A 22,007-nucleotide genomic window follows, 5' to 3' on the forward strand; every position below is an offset into this window, starting at 1 on the left:
CTACAGGGTTCCGATCCAGTTGGTGAGGAGCTGGGCACCGGCGTCGCCGGACTTCTCGGGGTGGAACTGGGTGGCCCACAGGGCGCCGTTCTCCACGGCGGCCACGAAGGGCTTGCCGTGCGTCGACCAGGTGACCTTGGGGGCGGCGATCAACGGGTTGTGGCTCTCCAGGGACCAGTCGTGGACGGCGTAGGAGTGCACGAAGTAGAAGCGGGCGTCTGCGTCCAGGCCGGCGAACAGCTCCGAGCCGGCCGGGGCCTCGACGGTGTTCCAGCCCATGTGGGGCACGACCTCGGCCTGGAGCGGCTCGACCGTGCCGGGCCACTCGTCCAGGCCCTCGGCCTGAACGCCGTGCTCGATGCCGCGCGCGAACAGGATCTGCATACCGACGCAGATGCCCATCACGGGCCGCCCGCCGGACAGCCGACGGTCCACGACCCAGTCACCGCGGGCGGCACGCAGGCCCCGCATGCAGGCGGCGAACGCACCGACGCCCGGCACCAGCAGGCCGTCGGCGTTCATGGCCTTGTCGAAGTCACGCGTTATCTCGACCTCGGCGCCCACGCGCGCGAGGGCACGCTCGGCGGAGCGGACGTTGCCGAAGCCGTAGTCGAAGACGACGACCTTTTTCGTAGCAGCGCTCAATTCCACACCTCCAGCCGCATGACGCCCGCGACGAGGCACAGGCCCGCGCCGATGGAGAGCAGCACGATGAGGCTCGTGGGCATCTTCTGCTTGACGAAGGAGATGATGCCGCCGACCAGGAACAGACCGACGACGATCAGCAGGGTCGAAAGACCGTTCATGGGGTTACAGCGCGCCCTTCGTGGAGGGGAGGATGCCGGCCGCGCGCGGGTCGCGCTCGGAGGCGTACCGCAGCGCCCGGGCCAGGGCCTTGAACTGGCACTCCACGATGTGGTGCGCGTTGCGCCCGTAGGGCACGTGCACGTGCAGCGCGATCTGCGCCTGGGCCACGAAGGACTCCAGGATGTGCCGGGTCATCGTGGTGTCGTACTCGCCGATCATCGGCGCCATGTTCTCGGGCTCGGTGTGCACGAGGTAGGGGCGGCCGGACAGGTCGACCGTCACCTGGGCGAGGGACTCGTCCAGCGGGACCGTGCAGTTGCCGAAGCGGTAGATGCCCACCTTGTCGCCGAGCGCCTGCCTGAAGGCGGCGCCGAGCGCGAGGGCGGTGTCCTCGATGGTGTGGTGGGAGTCGATGTGCAGGTCGCCGTCGGTCTTCACGGTGAGGTCGAACAGACCGTGCCGGCCGAGCTGGTCGAGCATGTGGTCGTAGAAGCCGACGCCGGTGGCGATGTCGGTGCGGCCGGTGCCGTCGAGGTCTATCTCGACGAGGACCGAGGTCTCCTTGGTCGTGCGCTCCACGCGTCCTACGCGGCTCATGAACCCTGCTCCTTCTTCATCTCACGGACCGCGTCGAGGAACGCGTCGTTCTCCTCCGGGGTGCCGGCGGACACCCGCAGCCACCCCGGTACGCCGTTGTCCCGGACCAGGACGCCCCGGTCGAGGATCTTCTGCCAGGCCTCGTGGGCGCTCGCGAACCGGCCGAACTGCACGAAGTTCGCGTCGGACTCGATGACCTCGTAGCCGGTCGCGCGCAGCTCGGCGACCAGCCGGTCCCGCTCCGACTTCAGCTGCTCGACATAGCCCAGCAGCGTGTCGGTGTGCTCCAGCGCGGCCAGCGCGGTCGCCTGGGTGATCGCCGACAGGTGGTACGGCAGCCGGACGAGCTGGACGGCGTCCACGACCGCGGGGTCGGCGGCGAGGTAGCCGAGGCGGAGGCCCGCCGCGCCGAACGCCTTGGACATGGTCCGGGAGACGACCAGGTGGGGGCGGCCTGCCAGCAGCGGCAGCAGCGAGTGGCCGTGACTGAACTCGATGTACGCCTCGTCCACGATCACCATCGACGGCTTGGCCGCCTGGGCGGCCTCGTACAGCGCCAGGACGGTGTCCGGCGGGACCGCGTTGCCGGTGGGGTTGTTGGGGGTGGTGATGAAGACGACGTCCGGCTTGTGCTCGGCGATCGCCCGCTCGGCGGCGGCGAGGTCGATCGTGAAGTCCTCGTTGCGCGGGCCGGAGATCCAGCCCGTGCCCGTGCCGCGGGCGATGAGCGCGTGCATCGAGTACGACGGCTCGAAGCCGATCGCCGTACGGCCCGGCCCGCCGAAGGTCTGCAGCAGCTGCTGGATGACCTCGTTGGAGCCGTTGGCGGCCCACACGTTCTCGATGCCGAGCGGGTACCTGCCGGTCTTCGTCAGGTACGCGGCCAGCTCCGTGCGCAGCTGGACCGCGTCCCGGTCGGGGTAGCGGTTCAGGTGGCGGGCGGACTCCCGCACCCGCTCCGCGATCCGCTCGACCAGCGGCTCGGGCAGCGGGTAGGGGTTCTCGTTGGTGTTCAGCCGTACGGGGACGTCCAACTGGGGCGCGCCGTAAGGGGACTTGCCTCGCAGCTCGTCCCGTACGGGAAGATCGTCGATCCTCACGTCGCTCACTTGCTCTCGGGTACCTTCCAGCCGAACCTCGCCTTGACCGCCGCGCCGTGCGCGGGCAGGTCCTCCGCCTCCGCCAGCGTCACCACGTGGTGCGCGACCTCGGCCAGCGCGTCCTTCGTGTAGTCGACGATGTGGATGCCGCGCAGGAAGGACTGCACGGACAGGCCCGAGGAGTGGCAGGCGCAGCCGCCGGTGGGCAGGACGTGGTTGGACCCGGCCGCGTAGTCGCCGAGCGAGACCGGGGCCCAGGGGCCGATGAAGATCGCGCCCGCGTTCTTCACCCGGTCGGCCACCGCGGCGGCGTCGGCGGTCTGGATCTCCAGGTGCTCGGCACCGTACGCGTCGACGACCCGCAGGCCCTCCTCGACGCCGTCGACCAGCACGATCGCGGACTGCCGGCCCTTCAGCGCGGGCACGATCCGGTCCTCGACGTGCTTGGTGGCCGCGACCTGCGGCTCCAGCTCCTTCTCCACCGCCTCCGCCAGCTCGACGGAGTCGGTGACCAGCACGGCCGCGGCGAGCGGGTCGTGTTCGGCCTGGCTGATGAGGTCCGAGGCCACGTGCACCGGGTCGGCGGTGGCGTCGGCGAGGACGGCGATCTCGGTGGGGCCGGCCTCCGCGTCGATGCCGATCTTCCCGGTGAAGAAGCGCTTGGCGGCGGCGACCCAGATGTTGCCGGGGCCGGTGACCATGTTGGCGGGCGGGCAGGACTCGGTGCCGTAGGCGAACATCGCGACGGCGGTGGCGCCGCCGGCCGCGTAGACCTCGTCCACGCCGAGCAGGGCGCACGCGGCGAGGATCGTCGGGTGCGGCAGCCCCCCGAACTCGGCCTGGGGCGGGGAGGCGAGCGCGATGGACGCGACGCCGGCCTCCTGCGCCGGTACGGCGTTCATGATCACGGACGAGGGGTAGACGGACCGGCCGCCCGGCGCGTACAGCCCGACGCGCTCGACCGGCACCCACTTCTCGGTGACGGAGCCGCCGGGCACGACCTGAGTGGTGTGCGTGCCGCGGCGCTGCTCGCGGTGGACCAGCCGGGCGCGGCGGATGGACTCCTCCAGCGCGGCGCGCACGGCCGGGTCGAGGGCCTCGAGCGCGTCGGTGAGCGCCTGGGCCGGGACACGGACGGATTCCAGCCGTACTCCGTCGAACTTCTCGGCGAAGTCGATCAGCGCCGCGTCGCCACGATGATGCACGGCCTCGCAGATCGGGCGCACCTTCTCCAGGGCGGCCTGAACGTCGAAGTCGGCTCGGGGCAGCAGGTCGCGCAGGGCGGGGCCCTCGGGAAGGGCGTCGCCGCGCAGATCGATTCGGGAAATCACAGTCCCAATTCTCTCAGACCGGTGTCGCGAGCCGTTGGCGCGTATCAATGGCTGATACAGAACGTGGCCGAACTCGGAAGATCACCTTCACGTCTAGTGTTCCGGGCGTCACGGAACGGGCATGAACGGCTGTACGAAAGTACGGGACCAGGAGAGGACAAAGGTGACCGAGGGGGCCGGCTTCCTCGCCGGAGACCTGCCGGACGAGCTGACCGCGGCCGAGGCGGGCATGTGGCAGGCCTTCCGCAACGGCACTGTGTACGACCTGAGCAGCGGGGACGCCGTCGTGGACGACCCGCACGGCGGGCACCCCTGGGGCCCGGAGCGCGCGGTGCGGGCGCGGATCGTGGCCTGGCTGCTGCTCGACGGTCCGCCCGCGCTCGCGGGCCGGGTGTCCTCGCTGAAGCTGACCGGCGTGCGGATCACGGGCACCCTGGACCTCTCGGGCGGCACGGTACAGCCGTACGTCGAACTGCGCGGTTGCCGCTTCGACGAGGAGGTCCTGCTGCCGGAGGCCCGGTTCACGACCCTGCGCATGGTGGACTGCGCGGCACCGCGCCTGGAGGCGGCCCGGGTGCACACCGAGGGCGATCTGCATCTGCCGCGCTGCCGATTCCAGAACGGCGTGCGGCTGACGGACGCGCACATCGGCACCGATCTGCTGCTCAACCAGGCGGTCGTGCACCGCGACCGCAGCGGGCGGTCGATCGCGGCCGACGGGCTGACGGTCGGCCAGGATCTGCAGGCGGAGCTGCTGGAGTCGCACGGCGAGCTGAGCCTGCGCGCCGCGCAGGTCGGTGTCTCGCTCAGCCTGCGCGGCGCGAAACTCGACAACCCGTACGCGCGCTACGCCCTGAACGCCCCCCAGCTGACCGTCGAGCGCACCCTGTACCTGACCCCGGCCGGCGTGGGCAGCCCGCTGCTGAGCGGCACGACACCCGCCCGCGGGACCCGGATCCAGCCGTTCGAGTGCCGGGGCGGGCTGCGGCTGGACGACGGGCGGTTCGGGGACGCCGTCGACCTGGAGCGGGCGCGGTTCGTCCTCACCGACGACCAGGTGCTGTCGATGCGCCGGGTGCAGACGCCGGAGCTGCGTTTCCTCGGGGACGCCCCGCAGTGCGGCCAGGTGCTGCTGTCGGGTGCGCGGATCGTCAACCTGGTGGACCGCGCGGCCAGCTGGCCGGGCCCGGGCAGTCTGCACATGGGCGGGTTCACGTACGAGAACCTGGTCCCGCGGGGCCCGTTCCCGCTGACCCGGCGGCTGGGCTGGGTGGCGGCGGCCACCGCCGAGTACAACCCGGAGCCGTACGAGCGGCTGGCCGCCGTGCTGCGGGCGGCCGGGGAGGACGAGGACGCCCGGGAGGTACTGCTCGCCAAGCAGCGCCGGCGCCGCGAGACGCTGCCGCCGGCCGCCAAGATCTGGGGATACGTGCAGGACCTGACGGTCGCCTACGGCTATCGGCCGGGCCGGGCCGCCGTGTGGATGGCGGTGCTGTGGGCGGCGGGCACGCTGGCGTTCGCGCACGCGGACCATCCGCCGATGAACCACGACGGCCACCCGTACTGGAGCCCGGCCCTGTTCACGCTGGACCTGCTGCTGCCGGTGATCGACCTCGGCCAGGCCGGCCAGTGGCAGCTGCGCGGCGCCTGGCAGTGGCTGGCGGCCGTGATGATCCTGCTCGGCTGGATCCTGGCGACGACGGTGGCGGCGGGGGCGACCCGGCTGCTGAGACGGGGCTGACCCGGGCTTGAGCCGGGGGCGAACAGGGCTTGAGCCGGGGGCGACCCCGGGTGCACTGACCCGAACAAAAGTTGAACAGTCACCCTTTACCGGCCCTTGACCTCGGACCGTACAACTTTCCGCGACTTCGGCCAACCCTATGGCGCGCCGCCGACCTGCGGACTTTCAATGGTCGGCACCATGGCTCTGCTGCCTTCGTTCATCCGCCCCACCCGGATGACCAAACGCTCCGCACGACCGGCCGTCCGTCCGCCGTCCGGCGACGAGGCCGTGCTCGACGCGCCCGACGACCGGCTCTCGCCCGCCCTGGTCGCGGCCGGCCGGGGCGAGTACGACGCCGCGGCCCGCCTGCTCGCCGCCACCCGCGCCGCCGCCGCCTGGGAGAACCACGACCGGTACGTACGGCGCCTGGCCGCCTTCGCCGGATCGCGCTGCGAGTGGTTCGAGGCCTGGCGCGCGACCGCACCGGAGGATCCCGGCCTGCTGGTGGTCCAGGCGCAGCTGGCGGTGGACCGCGTCTGGCCCTCGCCGGCCCGCGCCGAGCTGCTGCGCGAGGCGAGCCCGCTGATCACCGCCGCCGCCCGCGCCGACGACCGCGACCCGGTGCCCTGGCGGATCGCGCTGGACCACGCGCGCGGCTCGCGGGCCGGCCACCGGTACTTCGAGGAACTGTGGGAGGCGGCCGTCCGGCGCGCCCCGCACCACTACGGCTGCCATGTGGCCGCCCTGCGCTACCTGGCCGCCTCCTGCTGCGTCCGGTGGGGGGACACCCCGCACACCCCCCGGGCCTCGCACCGCGAGTGCCTCGACTTCGCCGACCAGGCCGCGCAGGACGCCCCGGCCGACGCGCTCGTCCAGGCCCTGCCGGCCCGGGCCGCCTTCGGCTACCTGACCGACGGCTGCGGCTCCGAGGTCCCGCGCCCCCGGCTGGACGCCGCGGCCGACCGGGCGCTCGCGCTGTCCGCCCGCTTCCCGGCGGCCGACCCGTGGCCCGCCGAGATCCGCAACAAGCTCCTGTACGTCCTGATGCGCCTGGACCGCTGGGAGGAGGCCCGCGCCCAGCTGAGCCTGATCGGCCCGTACGCCACGTCCTTCCCCTGGGAGCGCTTCTCCGACGACCCGCTCGGCCACTTCCTCCGGCTGCGCGAGCACCTGCTGACGCCGGGGCCCCGGCCCGTCCCCGCGGGGCTGATGACCTGGCCGCCGGCCCCGCTCGGTGAGCGCGGCGGACACGACCGCGCCGGTGACCACTAGGCTGGGGCGCCGTGACCACCGTCCGTCTCCCGCTCTTCCCGCTGAACACCGTGCTGTTCCCGGGGCTCGTGCTGCCGCTGAACGTCTTCGAGGAGCGCTATCGCGCCATGATGCGCGAGCTGCTCAAGGCCCCGGAGGACGAGCCACGCCGGTTCGCCGTCGTGGCCATCCGCGACGGCCACGAGGTGGCGCCGAGCGCCCCCGGCATGCCGGATCCCACGGCACAGCCCGACCGCGGGCCGGCCGCGGGCTTCGGCCCGGACCCGCTCAAGGCCTTCCACGGGGTGGGCTGTGTGGCGGACGCGGCGACCGTCCGGGAGCGGGCCGACGGCACGTTCGAGGTGCTGGCGACGGGTACGAGCCGGGTGCGGCTGCTCTCGGTCGACGCGTCGGGGCCGTTCCTGACGGCCGAGCTGGAGGAGCTGCCGGAGGAGCCGGGCGACGAGGCGGGCGCGCTGGCCGAGGGGGTGCTGCGCTCCTTCCGCCAGTACCAGAAGAGGCTGGCGGGCGCCCGCGAGCGCTCGCTGTCCACGGGCGCGGACCTGCCCGACGACCCGTCGGTGGTGTCCTACCTGGTGGCGGCGGCGATGGTGCACGACACGCCGACCAAGCAGCGGCTGCTCCAGGCTCCCGACACCGCGTCCCGGCTCCGGGACGAGCTGAAACTCCTTCGCGCGGAGACGGCCATCATCCGTAGCCTGCCGTCACTGCCCGCGTTCGAGCTGACGCGGGCGCCGACCAGCCTGAACTGAGAGACCAGCACGCACCGATGGCGAAGAAGCCGAAGAAACAGCAGCAGTCCGGGGGCACCCCCGCGACGGTCGCCCTGACGTCGGCCGGCATGGACTTCACGGTCCACTCCTACGACCACGACCCGTCCCACCCCTCCTACGGCGAGGAGGCGGCCGAGGCCATGGGTGTGTCCCCCGACCGCGTCTTCAAGACCCTGGTGGCGGACGTCGACGGCGCCCTGACGGTGGCGGTGGTCCCGGTGTCCGGCTCCCTCGACCTGAAGGCCCTGGCGGCGGCGGTGGGCGGCAAGCGGGCGACGATGGCCGACCCGACGCTGGCCGAGCGGACCACGGGATACGTGCGCGGCGGCATCTCACCCCTCGGCCAGCGCAAGAAGCTCCCGACGGTCCTGGACGACTCGGCGAAGGCCCACGAGACGATCTGCGTGTCGGCCGGTCGCCGGGGCCTCGAAGTGGAGGTCTCCCCGGCGAACCTGGCGAAGCTGACGGACGCGGTCCTGGCACCGATCGGGCGCGGCTGACGCACTGCGCCCGACTACTGGCCGAACGCCGCCTCACCGGGATAGGGCAACCAGCCGGCGGACCGACTCGGGCAACCAGCCGACGGACCGCGTCGGGCAACCTGTCGGCGGACCGACTCGGGCAACCTGTCGGCGGACCGGGTCGGGCGCGGCTGACCCACGGGCCCGGCTGCTTGCCGAACGCCGCCTCACCGGTCGGGCGATCCGCCGGTCGACCGGGTCACGCGGGGCCGCGGGGGCGAGATGACCGGGCGGCGGGGCGGAAGGCCGAGCCGGCGGCCGGCAGGGGGGCGGTCTGGTCGGTGCCGGTGCCCTCTCGGCCGACAGGTTCCGGTGGGCGGGTGGGCAGACGGGGGCCCAGGGGGCGGAACCCCCTGGCTACGGTTCCTGCGGGTACGTCTCCTCAGGGTCCCGGGGACCGAACAGCGCCGTCAGCCCGAGGTGGACCAACAGCGCGCCCAACGGCCACGCCAGCAGCGCACCCTTCGCCCCCAACTTCAACGGCGCCGAGAAGGTGACCCCCTTCCCCACGGCCTTCGCGTGCGCGAGCACATCGGTCTGGGGACCCAGCCACGCCCCCAGCCGCCACGCCAGCAACGAACCGAGCAGCGCGCCCAGGCCCAGGGCCACCACTATCGGCACACCCCCACGCCGCCGCAGCAGAAAGACGGCCGCGGCGCTGACGACCCCGAAGCCCAGCCCCAGCAGGGTGAACGTGCCGTCCACCCCGATCGCCTGCTCGCCCTCGCTGTCCTTGAGGTAGACCACCCAGCCGCCCCCGACCCGGTCGCCGACCAGCGGCACATGCGGCGCCAGCCACCACCACAGCAGCCCCAGCAGCACCCCGCCCAAGGCCACGGCCAGCGTGATCACGGCGGCGTCCCGCACTTCGGTCTTCATCCCGGGGCCGTCCTGTTCGTACCTTTCCTCGCCCGGCGCCCCGGCAGGCGGCGGCGCCTGCCGGACCTGGTGCGGGGTGTTGTCGTGCGGTGGCGGAGTCAACGGTGCGGTCACCCTGCCATCGTGCCAGGTGACGCTGTGCGCCGCGTCACCGGACGGCCGCCCTGCGGTACGCCCGGGTCGCGACGGCCAGCGAGACCACTCCGACCCCCGCGCACACCCCCAGGTCGACCAGGACGACGGCCCAGTCCGGGTGGGCCCCGAAAGTCCGTGCGTACGCCTCCACGCCGTAGGTCGACGGCAGCAGATCCCGCGCCAGCCGGATGGCCTCCGGCATCCGGTCGGCCGGCAGCACCCCCAGCAGCAACGCCGCCGACATGCCCAGCTGCCCGAGCAGCGTGGCCAGCTCGGGGCGCGGCGCGAGCAGCCCGCAGGCCGCGCCGAGCCCGGACAGCGCGGCCCCGGCCAGCGGGATCACGGCCAGCAGGATCCACAGGTTGGACAGCGGAAGGCCGAACAGCACGCACCCGAAGACGGCCGTCACCAGCGTCCCCGGCACCGTGAAGGAGGCGTACGCCGCCGCCGCGCCCAGCACCACCGCGGCCGGCGGCACGGGCAGCGTGGCGTAGTGATCGAGCCCGCCGCTCGCCCGCAGCTGCCCGAAGTACTGGGACAGAAGATTCAGCGCCACATACGCGACGACCAGCACCGACGACCCCGCCACCACCGACTGGGCCTCACTGCCGCTGTCGACGACACCGCGCATCATCACGGCGATGCCGACGGACTGGAAGGTGGCCACGAACAGCAGCGGGATCCGTGCCACCCGGGCCCGGGACAGCTGCGCCCGGTAGACGGCCACCAGCGACGGCCACAGCCGCGCGGGCGGCCCCAGCTCGGCCGCGCCCGGCGCCGCCTCCGGCACGTCCCGGCCGCCGCCCGGCAGAACCTCGACGGGTACGACACTCACGACGAGCTGCTCCTCTTCCCTACGGCAGTCGCACAGACCCATACGCATGGCACGCCCGCCGCGCTCACGCCTTCACCAGCCCCTGCCGTGCCGCGCCGCCCAGCGCCAGGTAGACGTCCTCCAGGCTGGGCGTGGCGAGCGTGAAGTCGTCCAGGGCGGCGAAGGCGGCCCCGCCGGTCACGGTGGCGACGGCGGCGCGGGCGTCCTCGGGCGCGAGCCGGAGCGTCCAGCGCCGGCCGGACTCCACCGCCCGCTCGCGCAGCACGGCCACCTCGGGCACCTCCAGCGGTGCCCGCTCCCGCCACACCAGCTCGACCCGCACCTCGCCGGCGACCTGTTCCTTCAGCCCGGCCGGGGTGTCGCAGGCGATGACGCGGCCCTGGTCGACGACGGCGACCCGGTCGAGCACCGTCTCGGCCTCGATGACGTTGTGGGTGACCAGCAGGACGGTCGTACCGCGCTCGGCGCGCCGCCGGTCCACGGCCGCCCAGACCGCGCGCCGGGCCACCGGGTCCATGCCGGTGGTCGGCTCGTCCAGCACGAGCAGCGGCCGCTCGCCGACCAGGGCGGCGGCGAGGCAGGCGAGCCGCCGCTGCCCGCCGGACAGCTTCTTCAGCGCCCGCCCGGCGATCGGTGTGAGCCCCAGCTCCTCCAGGACGGCGTCCCGCTCGGCACGCGCCCGGCGTACGTCCAGGCCGCGCAGGCGTCCGGTGGTCTCGGCGGCGAGGGAGACGGTCAGCTCGTCCAGCGCCGACGACTCCTGGCCCAGGTAGGCGAGGATGCGCGCGGCGCGCTCCGGGTGCCTGACGATGTCGTGCCCGAGGATCTCGATGCCGCCGGTGTCCGGCCGGAGCAGCCCGGTGAGCTGCCGCACGAGCGTGGACTTGCCGGCGCCGTTCGGCCCGAGCAGCCCGAACACCTCGCCGCGCCGCACGTCCAGTTCGACCCCGTCGGTGGCCCGCACCGCGGGGGTCCCCGGCGCACCGCGCCGTCCCTTCACAGCCGGATAGGTCTTGTGGAGCCCGCGCACGCGTACGACCTCGTCATGCCGAAGTGCCTGTGCCGCGCGCGTACTCACAAGGGACGAGGGTACGGGGTCGAAACCCTTTACTCGCCTTTGGGGCCGCTTCCCGGGCGGCCTTGCCGGTCGTCCGTGATCGCCGCCCGGGAAACCGCCGCCCCGACAGGGTCACTCCCCGGTCATGCTCTCCGCCGCAGCCGGAACGTCGACCTCCCGCCAGAACCCCGCCCGAATGGCGTAGCGGTCGTGCTCGTCGATCTGGTCGTCCTTGTGGGCGAGCAGCCCGAACCGCGCGGCATACCTGAGCAGCTCCCCGTCGATGCGGTGCGGGATGCGCGGATACATCTGCGACAGCTTCTGCAGCTGGCCCTGGTCGCCGAGCCGGGACATCCAGCGACGGGCGAAGACCTGACCCACCTCGTAGGGGTCGCCGCCGACGGTGGTGATGTCCTCCTCGCGGTCGGCCCAGCGCTGCTCGGCCGTGGTGAGCTGGGCGAGCGTCGGCATGGAGGCGACATCGGGCGGCTCGGCGACCCCGCCCGGCCGGTCCACCCAGCCCTTGTCGGAGGACCAGCGCAGGGTCGCGGTCGCGGGGTGCTGGACGGGCTGGCTGCCGGGGGCGCGCAGCGCGGCCAGGTCCTTCGGCGTCGGTACCCCCTTGGAGGCGGCGGCCCGCTCCTGGGTGCCGTTCCCCGTCTCGGCGGCCGGCGGGGCCGCGCCCTGCTCGGCCTGTCGCTCGGCCGCCGCGGCGAGCGCGGACTCGGGCAGCGGCGCGGAGAGGATCGCGGCGATCTCGGGCCGGGGCGCGGGCGGCGGGGCGCAGACGCCGGTCAGTTCCTTGGCGCGGACGGCCTGGGTGATCCAGGCACGGTCCAGGACGCGCCGCTCGTCGGCCTCGGCTACCAGGTCCTCGGACTGGTTGTAGTCGCCGTCGGCGGCCTGTACGGCCCACAGGTGGACGGCGACGCCGTGTTCCTTGGCGGCCATCATGCCGGGCAGGAGGTCGCCGTCTCCGGTGACGAGGACGATGTCGGAGCAGGCGCGGTTGCGGGCGAGCTCGGTCAGCTCGGCGTGCATCGCGGCGTCCACGCCCTTCTGCGCCCAGCGTCCGTCGCTGCGGGTGAGGGCACCGAGGCGGACGGTGACGCGGGGCATCACGCGCAGCCGGCGGTGCTCCGGTTGGGGGACGCGGTCGGGGGCGCCGTCGAACCAGTAGATGCGCAGCAGCGGGCGCTCGGTCTCCGACTCGGCGCGTTCGCGCAGGGCCTGGATCAGCGCGGTGTGCTCGACGGTGATCCGGGACCGCGAGGGCTCACCGGCGAGGAGGCTGGCGGCGGCTCCCAGCAGATACCCGGCGTCCACCAGGACGATGCAGCGGTCCACGCGACTCACCCTCTTCCCGGGAGGTTTTGCTTCGGACTTTCTTCGAGTCTGCCCGACGGCGCGGAGGTTAACGGCCCGAACTCGATCTTCGGCGTGGCGTTTACGGAATCCCGCCCACCCACCACCCCTGTTACACACGGTAATTATCCGACATGCGCCTGATGTCAGCGTATGTGAATCTGGTCCCGGCCCTGGCCCCTAGATCCCCCACAGGAGGCAGATCACCATGGCCAAGAACAAGAATCGCAAGCAGGGTGGCCCGCAGAACCGCGCGCCGCAGGCCGACCAGGCTCACGAGCACGCACAGCGGTCGCAGGAGACGCACGAGTCTCCGGTGTCGCACATCCAGGGCAGCCCCGCGGATGTTGCTCGCAAGAAGCAGAAGAGCTTCGGCCACAACTAAAAGGCAGTTGAAGCCCGGGCACAGTGAAGGGGCGCACCCGCCGAGGGTGCGCCCCTTCATCCGTCGTCCGCTCAGCCCGCCAGGCAGGACGGGCCGAGCAGCACCTTCAGGTCGCCGAACAGCGCCGGGTCGGGCTTGACCCGGTGCCGGTCCAGGCGCAGCACGGTGGTCTTGCGCGGGCCCTGGAGCTTGATACGGACCTCGCTGTCGCCCTTGTGGTGGCTGAGGATCTCGCCGAGGCGGCTGACCATGGGCGGAGTGACCTTCACGGCCGGGATGGTGAGGATCACCGGCGCGTTGGTGCCGGCGTTGGACAGGTCCGGGACCATCAGCTCCATGGCGACGAGCCGGGGGACGTCCTCGCGCTTGTCGAGACGGCCCTTGACGAACACGACCGCGTCCTCGACCAGTTGGGTCGACACCAGCTGGTACGTCGCCGGGAAGAACATGCACTCGATGGAGCCGGCGAGGTCCTCGACGGTGGCGATCGCCCAGGCGTTGCCCTGCTTGGTCATCTTGCGCTGCAGGCCCGAGATGATGCCGCCGATGGTGACGACCGCGCCGTCCCCGTGCTCGCCGCCGGTGAGCTGGGAGATGCCCGCGTCGGCCTTGTCGGCGAGGACGTGTTCCAGGCCGAAGAGCGGGTGGTCGGAGACGTACAGACCGAGCATCTCCCGCTCCTGGGCGAGCAGATAGGTCTTGTCCCACTCGTCGGTGGAGAACTCCACGTCGAGGCCGAAGCCGGGTTCGCTGCCGCTGTCCTCGCCCATGCCGCCGAAGAGGTCGAACTGCCCCTCGGCCTCCTTGCGCTTGACCGCGACCACGTTGTCGATCATCGGCTCGTACTGCGCCGTGAGGCCCTTGCGGGTGTGGCCCATCTCGTCGAAGGCGCCGGCCTTGATCAGCGATTCGGTGGTGCGCTTGTTGCAGACCACCGCGTCGACCTTGTCGAGGTAGTCGGGGAAGGAGGCGTACTTCCCCTTGGCCTTGCGGCACTTGATGATCGACTCGACGACGTTGGTGCCGACGTTGCGGACGGCGGACAGGCCGAAGAGGATCACGTCGTCGCCCTGGGCGGCGAAGTTGGACTCGGACTCGTTGACGTTCGGCGGGAGCACCTTGATGCCCATGCGGCGGCACTCGTTGAGGTAGATCGCCGACTTGTCCTTGTCGTCCTTGACGGAGGTCAGCAGCGCGGCCATGTACTCGGCGGGGTAGTTCGCCTTGAGGTACGCGGTCCAGTACGAGACCAGGCCGTACGCGGCGGAGTGCGCCTTGTTGAAGGCGTAGCCGGCGAACGGGACCAGCACGTCCCACAGGGCCTGGATGGCCTCGTCGCTGTAGCCGTTCTTGCGGGCGCCGGCCTGGAAGATGGTGAAGTTCTTGGCGAGCTCGTCGGGCTTCTTCTTGCCCATCACGCGGCGGAGGATGTCGGCCTCGCCGAGCGAGTAGCCCGCGATGATCTGGGCGGCCTTCTGCACCTGCTCCTGGTAGACGATCAGGCCGTAGGTGACGTCCAGGACCTCCTTGAGCGGCGCCTCCAGCTCGGGGTGGATCGGCGTGATCTCCTGCTGCTTGTTCTTGCGCAGCGCGTAGTTCGTGTGGGAGTTCATGCCCATCGGGCCCGGGCGGTACAGGGCCGACACGGCGGAGATGTCTTCGAAGTTGTCGGGCTTCATCAGCCGCAGCAGCGAGCGCATGGGGCCGCCGTCGAACTGGAAGACGCCGAGGGTGTCGCCGCGCTGGAGCAGTTCGAAGGTCGTGGGGTCGTCGAGCGGCAGGGAGAGCAGGTCGATGTCGAGGCCCTTGTTGGCCTTCACCATCTTGACCGCGTCGTCCATGATCGTGAGGTTGCGCAGGCCCAGGAAGTCCATCTTCAGCAGGCCGAGCGACTCACAGCTCGGGTAGTCCCACTGGGTGATGGTCACGCCGTCGGTGTGCCTCACCCACACGGGGACGTGCTCGGTGATGGTCTCGCTGGACATGATCACGCCGGCGGCGTGCACACCCATCTGCCGGACCAGGCCCTCCACACCGCGGGCGGTGTCGATGACCTTCTTCACGTCCGGCTCGTTCTCGTACATCCCGCGGACCTCGCCGGCCTCCGAGTAGCGCGGGTGGCTGGGATCGGTGATGCCGGACAGCGGGATGCCCTTGCCGAGGACGTCAGCGGGCATGGCCTTGGTGATGCGGTCGCCCATCGCGTACGGGTAGCCCAGCACGCGCGCGGAGTCCTTGATGGCGTTCTTGGCCTTGATGGTGCCGTACGTGCCGATCATGGCGACCTTGTCGGCGCCGTACTTCTCGGTCACGTACCGGATCACCTCGACGCGCCGGCGCTCGTCGAAGTCGATGTCGACATCGGGCATCGAGATGCGCTCGGGGTTGAGGAACCGCTCGAAGATCAGGCCGTGCGGGATCGGGTCGAGGTCGGTGATGCCCATGGCGTAGGCGACGATCGAGCCGGCCGCGGAGCCTCGGCCGGGGCCCACCGCGATGCCGTTGTTCTTGGCCCACATGATGAAGTCGGCGACGACGAGGAAGTAGCCGGGGAAGCCCATCGAGATGATGACGTCCATCTCGTAGTCGGCCTGCTTCTGGCGGTCCTCGGGGATGCCGCCGGGGAAGCGGCGCTCCATGCCGCGGCGGACCTCCTCCTTGAACCAGGTGACCTCGGTGTAGCCCTCGGGGATGTCGAACTTGGGCATGAGGTCGCGCTTCTCGAACATGCCGGTGGTGTCGACCATCTCGGCGACGAGGAGCGTGTTGGCGCAGCCCTCCTGCCAGGCGTCCGAGGAGTCGATGGCGTACATCTCGTCCGTGGACTTCAGGTAGTAGCCGGTGCCGTCGAACTTGAAGCGGTCGGGGTCGGAGAGGTTCTTGCCGGTCTGGATGCACAGCAGGGCGTCGTGGGCACCTGCCTCGTGCGCGTAGGTGTAGTGCGAGTCGTTGGTGACCAGCGGGGGGATGCCGAGCTTCTTGCCGATCTCCAGCAGGCCGTCCCGGACCCGGCGCTCGATCTCGATGCCGTGGTCCATCAGCTCCAGGAAGTACTTGTCCTTGCCGAAGATGTCCTGGTACTCGGCGGCGGCCTTGAGGGCCTCGTCGAAGTGGCCGAGGCGCAGCCGGGTCTGCACCTCGCCCGAGGGGCAGCCGGTGGAGGCGACGATGCCCTCGGACCACTGGGAGATGGTCTCCTTGTCCATCCGGGGCCACTTCTGCAGCCAGCCCTCGGCGTAGGCGTCGGAGGAGAGACGGAAGAGGTTGTGCAGACCGGTCTTGTTGACGGCCCACATCGTCTTGTGGGTGTAACCACCGGAACCGGAGATGTCGTCCCGCTTCTGGTGCGGCTGGCCCCAGAGGATCTTGCGCTTGTTGCGCCGGGACTCGGGGGCGACATACGCCTCGATCCCGATGATCGGGGTGATTCCGGCCTTCTTCGCGGAGTGGAAGAAGTCGTAAGCCCCGTGGAGGTTGCCGTGGTCGGACATGGCGATGTGCGTCATGCCCATCTCGTTGCAGGCGTTGAACATGTCCTTGAGCCGCGCGGCACCGTCCAGCAGCGAGTACTGGGTGTGGACGTGCAGGTGCGTGAAGGGCGGCTTTGACACGGTATGGCCTCCGACGGAAACACTCGGTAGCGGGCGGGCGGACGGTTCTGGGGTCAGCGTCGAAGTCTATGCCCCGGCACTGACACCGGGCGGGCTTCCCCACGTACCTTCATGCGGGAACCGGGCACTCCCGCGTGGCGTCGCCCGTTGGAGACGGCGGAAGCGCTGTCGTACCCATTCACGCACACCCATGCACCACTCCCGTACCAGGAGGCATCTCGCGATGTCGGTCCCCCAGCTCAGCGACGAGCAGCGCGGCGAGGAGATCCTCGCCGTCTTCGACACCGCCTTCGGCCGGCTCCTGGCCGCCGACCCGGCAGCGTTCCGGGTGAAGTTCCGGAAGATGGCGGCCTCGGCCTTCGCGTTCTACCGGGGCACGGCGTGCCTCTTCTACCACGACCTGGACGCCGAGAAGCGCGGTGGCCCCTTCCTGGACGACCGCACCTCGCGCGTATGGATCCACGGCGATCTGCACGCGGAGAACTTCGGCACGTACATGGACTCCAACGGCCGTCTGGTCTTCAACGTCAACGACTTCGACGAGGCCTACGTCGGCCCGTTCACCTGGGACCTGAAGCGCTTCTCGGCGTCGATCGCGCTCGTCGGCTACGCGAAGGCGCTCAGTGACGAGCAGATCACCGAGCTGGTGACGGTCTACGCGGCGGCCTACCGCGAGCGCATCCACGCCCTCGCCACGGGCGCCAAGAGCGACGAGGTGCCGCCGTTCACCCTGGACACCGCCGACGGCCCGCTGCTGGGCGCCCTGCGCGCCGCCCGTTCGCTGACCCGCTTCGAGCTGCTGGACTCGATGACGGAGATCCGTGACTTCGAGCGCCGCTTCGCGCCGGGCGGCGGCTCCATCGAGCTGGACGCGGCCACCCGCTACAAGGTCCTGGCCGCCTTCGACGGCTACCTGGAGACCCTGCCGGACTCCTCCCTGGCCCGCCCCGACTCCTACCGCGTGAAGGACGTCGTCGGCCGCCGCGGCATCGGCATCGGCTCGGCCGGCCTGCCGTCGTACAACATCCTCCTGGAGGGTCACAGCGACGCCCTGGAGAACGACGTCGTGATCTACATCAAGCAGGCCCAGACCCCGGCCGTCTCCCGGCACATCACGGATCCGGCCATCGCCGGCTACTTCCAGCACGAGGGTCACCGCACGGTGATCTCCCAGCGCGCCCTGCAGGCCCACGCCGACCCGTGGCTCGGCTGGACCGAGCTGGACGGCGCCGGCCAGCTGGTCGCCGAGGTCTCGCCGTACGCCGTCGACCTGGACTGGGGCGACATCGACGACCCGGAGGAGATCGCGGCCGTCGTCGCCGACCTGGGCCGGGCCACCGCCACCATGCACGCGGCGGCGGACGACCAGTCCGGCGAGTCCCTGGTGCCGTTCTCCACCGAGCGGGCCATCGACGCGGCGGTCGCGGCCGACGAGGAGGGCTTCGCGCCCCTGCTGGTGGACTTCGCGCACGGTTACGGCGCACGCGCGCGTGCCGACCACCAGATCTTCCTCGACCTGTTCCGCAACGGCCGGATTCCGGGGCTGTAATCTTCGCGCACTCACAGGCACCCTTTAGAGGTCCCTTAACCGCGTACGTGACAGACTCTCCTTTCGCTATGGACATATCCGGGACCCAACTCAGAGCCGTGCGCGCGGCGCTGTTCACGGCTGTCGTCGTGACGCTCAGCACCGCGTCGCACGTACTGCTGTCGCGGGCCCCGCTGCCGGTGGCGACCGTGCTGACGGTCGGTGCCGGTGTGTTCGTCACCGCGTACGCGCTGGCGGGCCGCGAGCGCGGCTTCGGCCGGATCGCGGCCCTGCTGATCCCGCTGGAACTGGCCGCCGACACGGTGTTCACCACCGGCCAGGACACCTGTTACGGCCGGGCGGGCGGCCCGGTCGCCGGCCCGCTGCACGCCTTCGGCTTCAAGGTGCTGTGCGAGGGCGGTGCCGTCGGCACCCCGCTGGCCCAGGTGACCGGGGCCCACGGCCGCCCCGAGGCGCTGCTGGCGCACGCCAGTCCGGCGGCCGCCTGGCTGCTGCTCACCGCGCACATCGGTGTGGGCCTGCTCGCCGCCGCCTGGCTGCGCCGGGGCGAGCGGGCGCTGGTCCAGCTGCTGCGCGCGGTCGCCACCACCACCTTCCGGCCGCTGCTGCTCGCGGTGGCCGCGGTCACCGTGCGGCCGGCCCCGGTCCGCCGGCTGCCGCGACCGGCCCCACGCCGCGCCGCCGCCCGCGACCGGCTCTTCGTGCACTCCCTGGGACGGCGTGGACCGCCGTGCTCGCCCGCCCTCGCCGCCGGCTGAGCGGCGAGGTCTGAGCACACCCGGTCCCCCACACGTATCCCGCGTACGGCATGTGCGCGTCCCACACGGAGATCATCAACATGAGCAAGCGGAACAGCCAGGCGTCGAAGACGGCGGCCCGGGAGCGGCTGCGCCAGGAGCGCGAGCGGCAGGCCAAGCGCGACAAGGCCAAGCGGCAGATCACCGTGGCCGCCTCGGTGGTGGCCGTGCTGGCCGCGGCCGGCGGCATCGGCTACGCGGTCGTCCAGATGAACAAGCCCACCGGGTGGGACGCGGCGAAGACCAAGAAGCTGGTCAAGCCGGCCAACACCACGGGCGCGGACGGCACGACCGTTGTCATCGGCAAGAGCACCGCCAAGAAGACCCTCACCATCTACGAGGACCCGCGGTGCCCGGTCTGCGCGGAGTTCGAGCAGCGCGTCGGCCCGACCGTGAAGAAGGACATCGACGACGGCAAGTTCAAGCTCCACTACGTCGGTGCGACCTTCCTCGACATCAACCTGCCCGGGGTGGGCTCCAAGAACGCGCTCAGCGCCCTGGGTGCCGCGCTCAACGTCAGCCCGGAGGCGTTCCTCGAGTACAAGGCCGCGATGTACTCGGCGAAGTGGCACCCCGGCGAGACCGACGACAAGTTCAAGGACGACGCCTATCTGCTCGAGATCGCCGACACGGTCCCCGCCCTGAAGGGCAACGCGGCGTTCCAGAAGGCCGTGAAGGACGGCACCTACGACAGGTGGGCGCTGGAGGAGTCGAAGATCTTCGACAAGGACAAGATCAAGGGCACCCCGACCCTGAAGATGGACGGCAAGAAGCTGACGGGCCCCGACGGCCAGAACGCGCCGTCGAACCCGGCCGACTTCAACAAGGCCCTCGACGCGGCCCTCAAGGGCTGACGGCCCGTCGGAAACCGTCTTTCCCGTGAAGAGCGGGCGAACTTTCGGAGTTCGCCCGCTCTTGCTCATACCGATCAGTAACCTGATCGGTCGTGACCAGTCGATACAGAGCATCCGAGGCATCCAAGGGCCTCAACTCCCTCTCCCCCCGCCGCCGTACGGTCGTCAAGGCCGCGGCGGCGACTGCTGTGCTGGCGGGCCCGCTCGCCGCCGCCCTTCCCGCGCGTGCCGCCGACGAGGCCCCCGCCTTCCTGCACGGCGTCGCCTCCGGTGACCCGCTGCCCGACGGCGTCCTGCTGTGGACCCGGGTGACCCCGACCGCGGAGTCCATACCCGGCTCGGGCGTCGGCCCGGACACCGAGGTGAGCTGGGTCGTCGCCGAGGACAAGGCGTTCACCAGCATCGTCGCCAAGGGCTCGGTCACCGCGACCGCCGCCTCCGACCACACCGTGAAGGCCGACGTGCGGGGCCTCGCGCCGGCGACCGACTACTGGTTCCGGTTCTCGGCCGGCGGCACCGACTCCCCGGTGGCGCGCACCCGTACCGCGCCCGCGGCGGACGCGAACGTGTCCGGGCTGCGCTTCGGCGTGGTCAGCTGCGCCAACTGGGAGGGCGGCTACTTCTCCGCCTACCGCCACCTCGCGGCCCGAGGCGACCTGGACGCCTGGCTGCATCTCGGCGACTACATCTACGAGTACAAGTCCGGCGAGTACGCGGCGCGCGGCGCGGTGGTCCGCCCGCACGCGCCCGCCAACGAGATCATCACGCTGGCCGACTACCGCGTCCGGCACGCGAAGTACAAGACCGACCCCGATCTGCAGGCCCTGCACCTGAAGGCGCCGGTCATCGCGATCTGGGACGACCACGAGTTCGCCGACAACGCCTGGTCGGGCGGCGCGGTCAACCACACCGAGGGCGCCGAGGGCACCTGGACGGCCCGCAAGGCGGCCGCCAAGCAGGCGTACTTCGAGTGGATGCCCGTCCGCCCCGCCGTCGAGGGCACCACCTACCGGCGGCTGCGCTTCGGCAAGCTCGCCGACCTGTCCCTGCTGGACCTGCGCTCCTTCCGCTCCCTGCAGGCGTCCTCCGGCAGCGGATCGGTGGACGACCCGAACCGGACGATCACCGGCCGGGCCCAACTGGACTGGCTGAAGGCCGGGCTGAAGGCCTCCGACACCAAGTGGCGGCTGGTCGGCAACTCCGTGATGATCGCACCGTTCGTCATCGGCTCCCTCACCGCCGACCTGTTCAAGCCGCTCGCCAAGCTGCTCGGCCTGCCGCAGGACGGCATCGGCGTCAACACCGACCAGTGGGACGGCTACACCCACGACCGCCGCGAACTCCTCGACCACCTGCGCTCGAACGCCATCGGCAACACCGTCTTCCTGACCGGCGACATCCACATGTCCTGGGCCAACGACGTGCCGGTGGACGCGGGCACCTATCCGCTGTCGCCGTCGGCGGCCACCGAGTTCGTCATCACATCGGTGACCTCCGACAACCTCGACGACATCGTCAAGGTCCCCGAGGGCACGGTCTCCGCGCTCGCCGCGCCGGTCATCAAGGCCGCCAACCGGCATGTCCACTGGGTGGACACCGACCGGCACGGCTACGGCGTGCTGGACATCACCACCGACCGCGCGCAGATGGACTACTACGTCCTGTCCGACCGCACCGACGCGAACGCGACCTCCCAGTGGGTGCGCTCCTACCGCACCCGCAGCGGCACGCAGAAGGTCGAGCGGACCTACGACCCGGTGTAGCCGTCGGCTACACCGACTGCAGGTCGTCGAGGAAGCCGAGCGCCACCCGCCAGGTGGCCTCGGCGGCCTCGGCGTCGTAGTCCGGCAGTTCGGGGTCGGTGTAGAGGTGCCCGGCGCCGGCGTAGCGGTAGACCTCCACATCGGCTCCGGCCCGGCCCATCTGCAGATACCAGGCGCTCAGCCAGTCGTCCGTCTCGAACGGGTCCGGCTCGGCCACGTGCAGCTGTACGGGCAGCCCGTCCACGTGCGCGGTCGGCGCGATGTCCGACGTGCCGTGCAGGAGCAGCAGACCGCGCGCCTTGTCGTCGCCGAGGGCGAGGGTCTGGGCGACGGAGGCGCCGAGCGAGAACCCGGCGTACACCAGCCCGCGGTCCGAGTAGGGCGCCGCCGCCAGCACAGCCCGCTTCAGCAGCTCCTCCTTGCCGATCCGCTCGTTGAACTCCATGCCCTCCTCGACGGTGCCGAACGTGCGCCCCTCGAAGAGGTCGGGCGTCCACACCTCGTGGCCCGCCGTGCGCAGCCGGTCCGCGGCGTCACGCACCGCGGGCCTGAGGCCGTAGGTCGAGTGAAAAAGCATGATGTTCATGAGGCCATGGTGCCAGCCGGTGCGGCGCCGCCCGAGCCGCCGTACCCAGGAACACGCCGAACTCACA

General features: G+C 71.3%; 20 protein-coding genes. 9 read left to right on the forward strand and 11 right to left on the reverse strand.

Translation table 11 applies throughout. The features are described from left to right. From hisH to hisD, 5 genes are read right to left on the reverse strand one after another with little or no spacing between them, the layout of a single operon-like run. Positions 1-645, reverse strand: a complete 645-nt coding sequence (gene hisH / locus ACWC94_RS12985; RefSeq protein ID WP_450796576.1) for an imidazole glycerol phosphate synthase subunit HisH — start codon at positions 643-645, stop codon at positions 1-3. Next, positions 642-806 carry a hypothetical protein gene (locus ACWC94_RS12990; RefSeq protein ID WP_189303816.1) on the reverse strand — a complete coding sequence of 55 codons (165 nt, stop codon included), beginning with the start codon at positions 804-806 and terminating at the stop codon, positions 642-644. The genes hisH and ACWC94_RS12990 overlap by 4 nt, the downstream gene beginning before the upstream one ends. Positions 807-810: 4 nt before the next feature. Beyond that, positions 811-1,404 carry an imidazoleglycerol-phosphate dehydratase HisB gene (gene hisB / locus ACWC94_RS12995; RefSeq protein WP_356147650.1) on the reverse strand — a complete coding sequence of 198 codons (594 nt, stop codon included), beginning with the start codon at positions 1,402-1,404 and terminating at the stop codon, positions 811-813. Then, positions 1,401-2,513: a histidinol-phosphate transaminase gene (locus ACWC94_RS13000; protein ID WP_450796577.1), complete on the reverse strand. Its 1,113-nt coding sequence runs from the start codon at positions 2,511-2,513 to the stop codon at positions 1,401-1,403. The genes hisB and ACWC94_RS13000 overlap by 4 nt, the downstream gene beginning before the upstream one ends. Further along, positions 2,510-3,835, reverse strand: coding sequence for a histidinol dehydrogenase (gene hisD, locus ACWC94_RS13005; RefSeq protein WP_450796578.1), 1,326 nt, complete (start codon positions 3,833-3,835; stop codon positions 2,510-2,512). Before hisD ends, ACWC94_RS13000 begins: the two co-directional genes overlap by 4 nt. Positions 3,836-3,998: 163 nt before the next feature. Between hisD and ACWC94_RS13010 the strand changes: the two genes are divergently transcribed. The 4 genes from ACWC94_RS13010 to ybaK all read left to right on the forward strand — a co-directional run bounded on the left by ACWC94_RS13010 (position 3,999) and on the right by ybaK (position 8,103). Then, on the forward strand, positions 3,999-5,576 hold the full coding sequence (locus tag ACWC94_RS13010) for an oxidoreductase (RefSeq protein ID WP_450796579.1): 1,578 nt from the start codon (positions 3,999-4,001) through the stop codon (positions 5,574-5,576). 168 nt (positions 5,577-5,744) lie between these two features. After that, positions 5,745-6,830 (forward strand): hypothetical protein, encoded by a 1,086-nt coding sequence (locus ACWC94_RS13015; RefSeq protein ID WP_450796580.1) that lies wholly within the window; start codon positions 5,745-5,747, stop codon positions 6,828-6,830. Positions 6,831-6,841: 11 nt separating this feature from the next. Further along, positions 6,842-7,582, forward strand: coding sequence for an LON peptidase substrate-binding domain-containing protein (locus ACWC94_RS13020; protein WP_450796581.1), 741 nt, complete (start codon positions 6,842-6,844; stop codon positions 7,580-7,582). Between the two features lie 17 nt (positions 7,583-7,599). Then, positions 7,600-8,103, forward strand: a complete 504-nt coding sequence (gene ybaK / locus ACWC94_RS13025; protein ID WP_450796582.1) for a Cys-tRNA(Pro) deacylase — start codon at positions 7,600-7,602, stop codon at positions 8,101-8,103. Positions 8,104-8,481: 378 nt separating this feature from the next. On the opposite strand, the gene ACWC94_RS13030 is transcribed toward ybaK, so the two are convergent. From ACWC94_RS13030 to ACWC94_RS13045, 4 genes are all read right to left on the reverse strand, one after another. Continuing rightward, entirely contained in the window at positions 8,482-9,117 is a 636-nt protein-coding gene (locus ACWC94_RS13030; protein WP_450796583.1) for an AAA family ATPase, read from the reverse strand. 34 nt (positions 9,118-9,151) lie between these two features. Then, entirely contained in the window at positions 9,152-9,973 is an 822-nt protein-coding gene (locus ACWC94_RS13035) for an ABC transporter permease (protein WP_450796584.1), read from the reverse strand. Positions 9,974-10,037: 64 nt separating this feature from the next. Then, positions 10,038-11,051: an ABC transporter ATP-binding protein gene (locus ACWC94_RS13040; protein ID WP_450796585.1), complete on the reverse strand. Its 1,014-nt coding sequence runs from the start codon at positions 11,049-11,051 to the stop codon at positions 10,038-10,040. A 111-nt stretch (positions 11,052-11,162) separates the two neighbouring features. Next, positions 11,163-12,377 carry an NYN domain-containing protein gene (locus tag ACWC94_RS13045; protein ID WP_450796586.1) on the reverse strand — a complete coding sequence of 405 codons (1,215 nt, stop codon included), beginning with the start codon at positions 12,375-12,377 and terminating at the stop codon, positions 11,163-11,165. A gap of 226 nt (positions 12,378-12,603) precedes the next feature. Here ACWC94_RS13045 and ACWC94_RS13050 point away from each other — a divergent pair, with 226 nt between their 5' ends. After that, positions 12,604-12,780: a hypothetical protein gene (locus ACWC94_RS13050; protein WP_450796587.1), complete on the forward strand. Its 177-nt coding sequence runs from the start codon at positions 12,604-12,606 to the stop codon at positions 12,778-12,780. 71 nt (positions 12,781-12,851) lie between these two features. On the opposite strand, the gene dnaE is transcribed toward ACWC94_RS13050, so the two are convergent. Beyond that, positions 12,852-16,391, reverse strand: coding sequence for a DNA polymerase III subunit alpha (gene dnaE / locus ACWC94_RS13055; RefSeq protein WP_450796588.1), 3,540 nt, complete (start codon positions 16,389-16,391; stop codon positions 12,852-12,854). Between the two features lie 223 nt (positions 16,392-16,614). Between dnaE and ACWC94_RS13060 the strand changes: the two genes are divergently transcribed. The 4 genes from ACWC94_RS13060 (at position 16,615) to ACWC94_RS13075 (ending at position 21,354) form a co-directional block, all read left to right on the forward strand. Then, positions 16,615-17,940, forward strand: a complete 1,326-nt coding sequence (locus tag ACWC94_RS13060) for a DUF2252 domain-containing protein (protein ID WP_450796589.1) — start codon at positions 16,615-16,617, stop codon at positions 17,938-17,940. Between the two features lie 68 nt (positions 17,941-18,008). Then, the gene (locus ACWC94_RS13065; protein ID WP_450796590.1) at positions 18,009-18,698 is read left to right on the forward strand and encodes a hypothetical protein; all 690 of its coding nucleotides are present in this window, start codon (positions 18,009-18,011) and stop codon (positions 18,696-18,698) included. An 80-nt stretch (positions 18,699-18,778) separates the two neighbouring features. Continuing rightward, positions 18,779-19,591, forward strand: coding sequence for a DsbA family protein (locus ACWC94_RS13070; RefSeq protein WP_450796591.1), 813 nt, complete (start codon positions 18,779-18,781; stop codon positions 19,589-19,591). 92 nt (positions 19,592-19,683) lie between these two features. Next, positions 19,684-21,354 carry an alkaline phosphatase D family protein gene (locus ACWC94_RS13075; protein ID WP_450796592.1) on the forward strand — a complete coding sequence of 557 codons (1,671 nt, stop codon included), beginning with the start codon at positions 19,684-19,686 and terminating at the stop codon, positions 21,352-21,354. 7 nt (positions 21,355-21,361) lie between these two features. Here ACWC94_RS13075 and ACWC94_RS13080 read toward each other — a convergent pair whose 3' ends face one another. Then, positions 21,362-21,940, reverse strand: coding sequence for a dienelactone hydrolase family protein (locus ACWC94_RS13080; protein ID WP_450796593.1), 579 nt, complete (start codon positions 21,938-21,940; stop codon positions 21,362-21,364). Positions 21,941-22,007: the final 67 nt, after the last annotated feature.

Source organism: Streptomyces sp. NPDC001135 (genome assembly GCF_053598395.1).

What these genes read in the sequence shown, in the direction of transcription:
- ACWC94_RS12990 (WP_189303816.1), bottom strand. Translation starts at nt 806, where the DNA reads ATGAACGGTCTTTCGACCCTGCTGATCGTCGTCGGTCTGTTCCTGGTC.
- hisB (WP_356147650.1), bottom strand. Translation starts at nt 1,404, where the DNA reads ATGAGCCGCGTAGGACGCGTGGAGCGCACGACCAAGGAGACCTCGGTC.
- ACWC94_RS13015 (WP_450796580.1), top strand. Translation starts at nt 5,745, where the DNA reads ATGGTCGGCACCATGGCTCTGCTGCCTTCGTTCATCCGCCCCACCCGG.
- ybaK (WP_450796582.1), top strand. Translation starts at nt 7,600, where the DNA reads ATGGCGAAGAAGCCGAAGAAACAGCAGCAGTCCGGGGGCACCCCCGCG.
- ACWC94_RS13050 (WP_450796587.1), top strand. Translation starts at nt 12,604, where the DNA reads ATGGCCAAGAACAAGAATCGCAAGCAGGGTGGCCCGCAGAACCGCGCG.
- ACWC94_RS13060 (WP_450796589.1), top strand. Translation starts at nt 16,615, where the DNA reads ATGTCGGTCCCCCAGCTCAGCGACGAGCAGCGCGGCGAGGAGATCCTC.
- ACWC94_RS13065 (WP_450796590.1), top strand. Translation starts at nt 18,009, where the DNA reads ATGGACATATCCGGGACCCAACTCAGAGCCGTGCGCGCGGCGCTGTTC.
- ACWC94_RS13070 (WP_450796591.1), top strand. Translation starts at nt 18,779, where the DNA reads ATGAGCAAGCGGAACAGCCAGGCGTCGAAGACGGCGGCCCGGGAGCGG.
- ACWC94_RS13080 (WP_450796593.1), bottom strand. Translation starts at nt 21,940, where the DNA reads ATGAACATCATGCTTTTTCACTCGACCTACGGCCTCAGGCCCGCGGTG.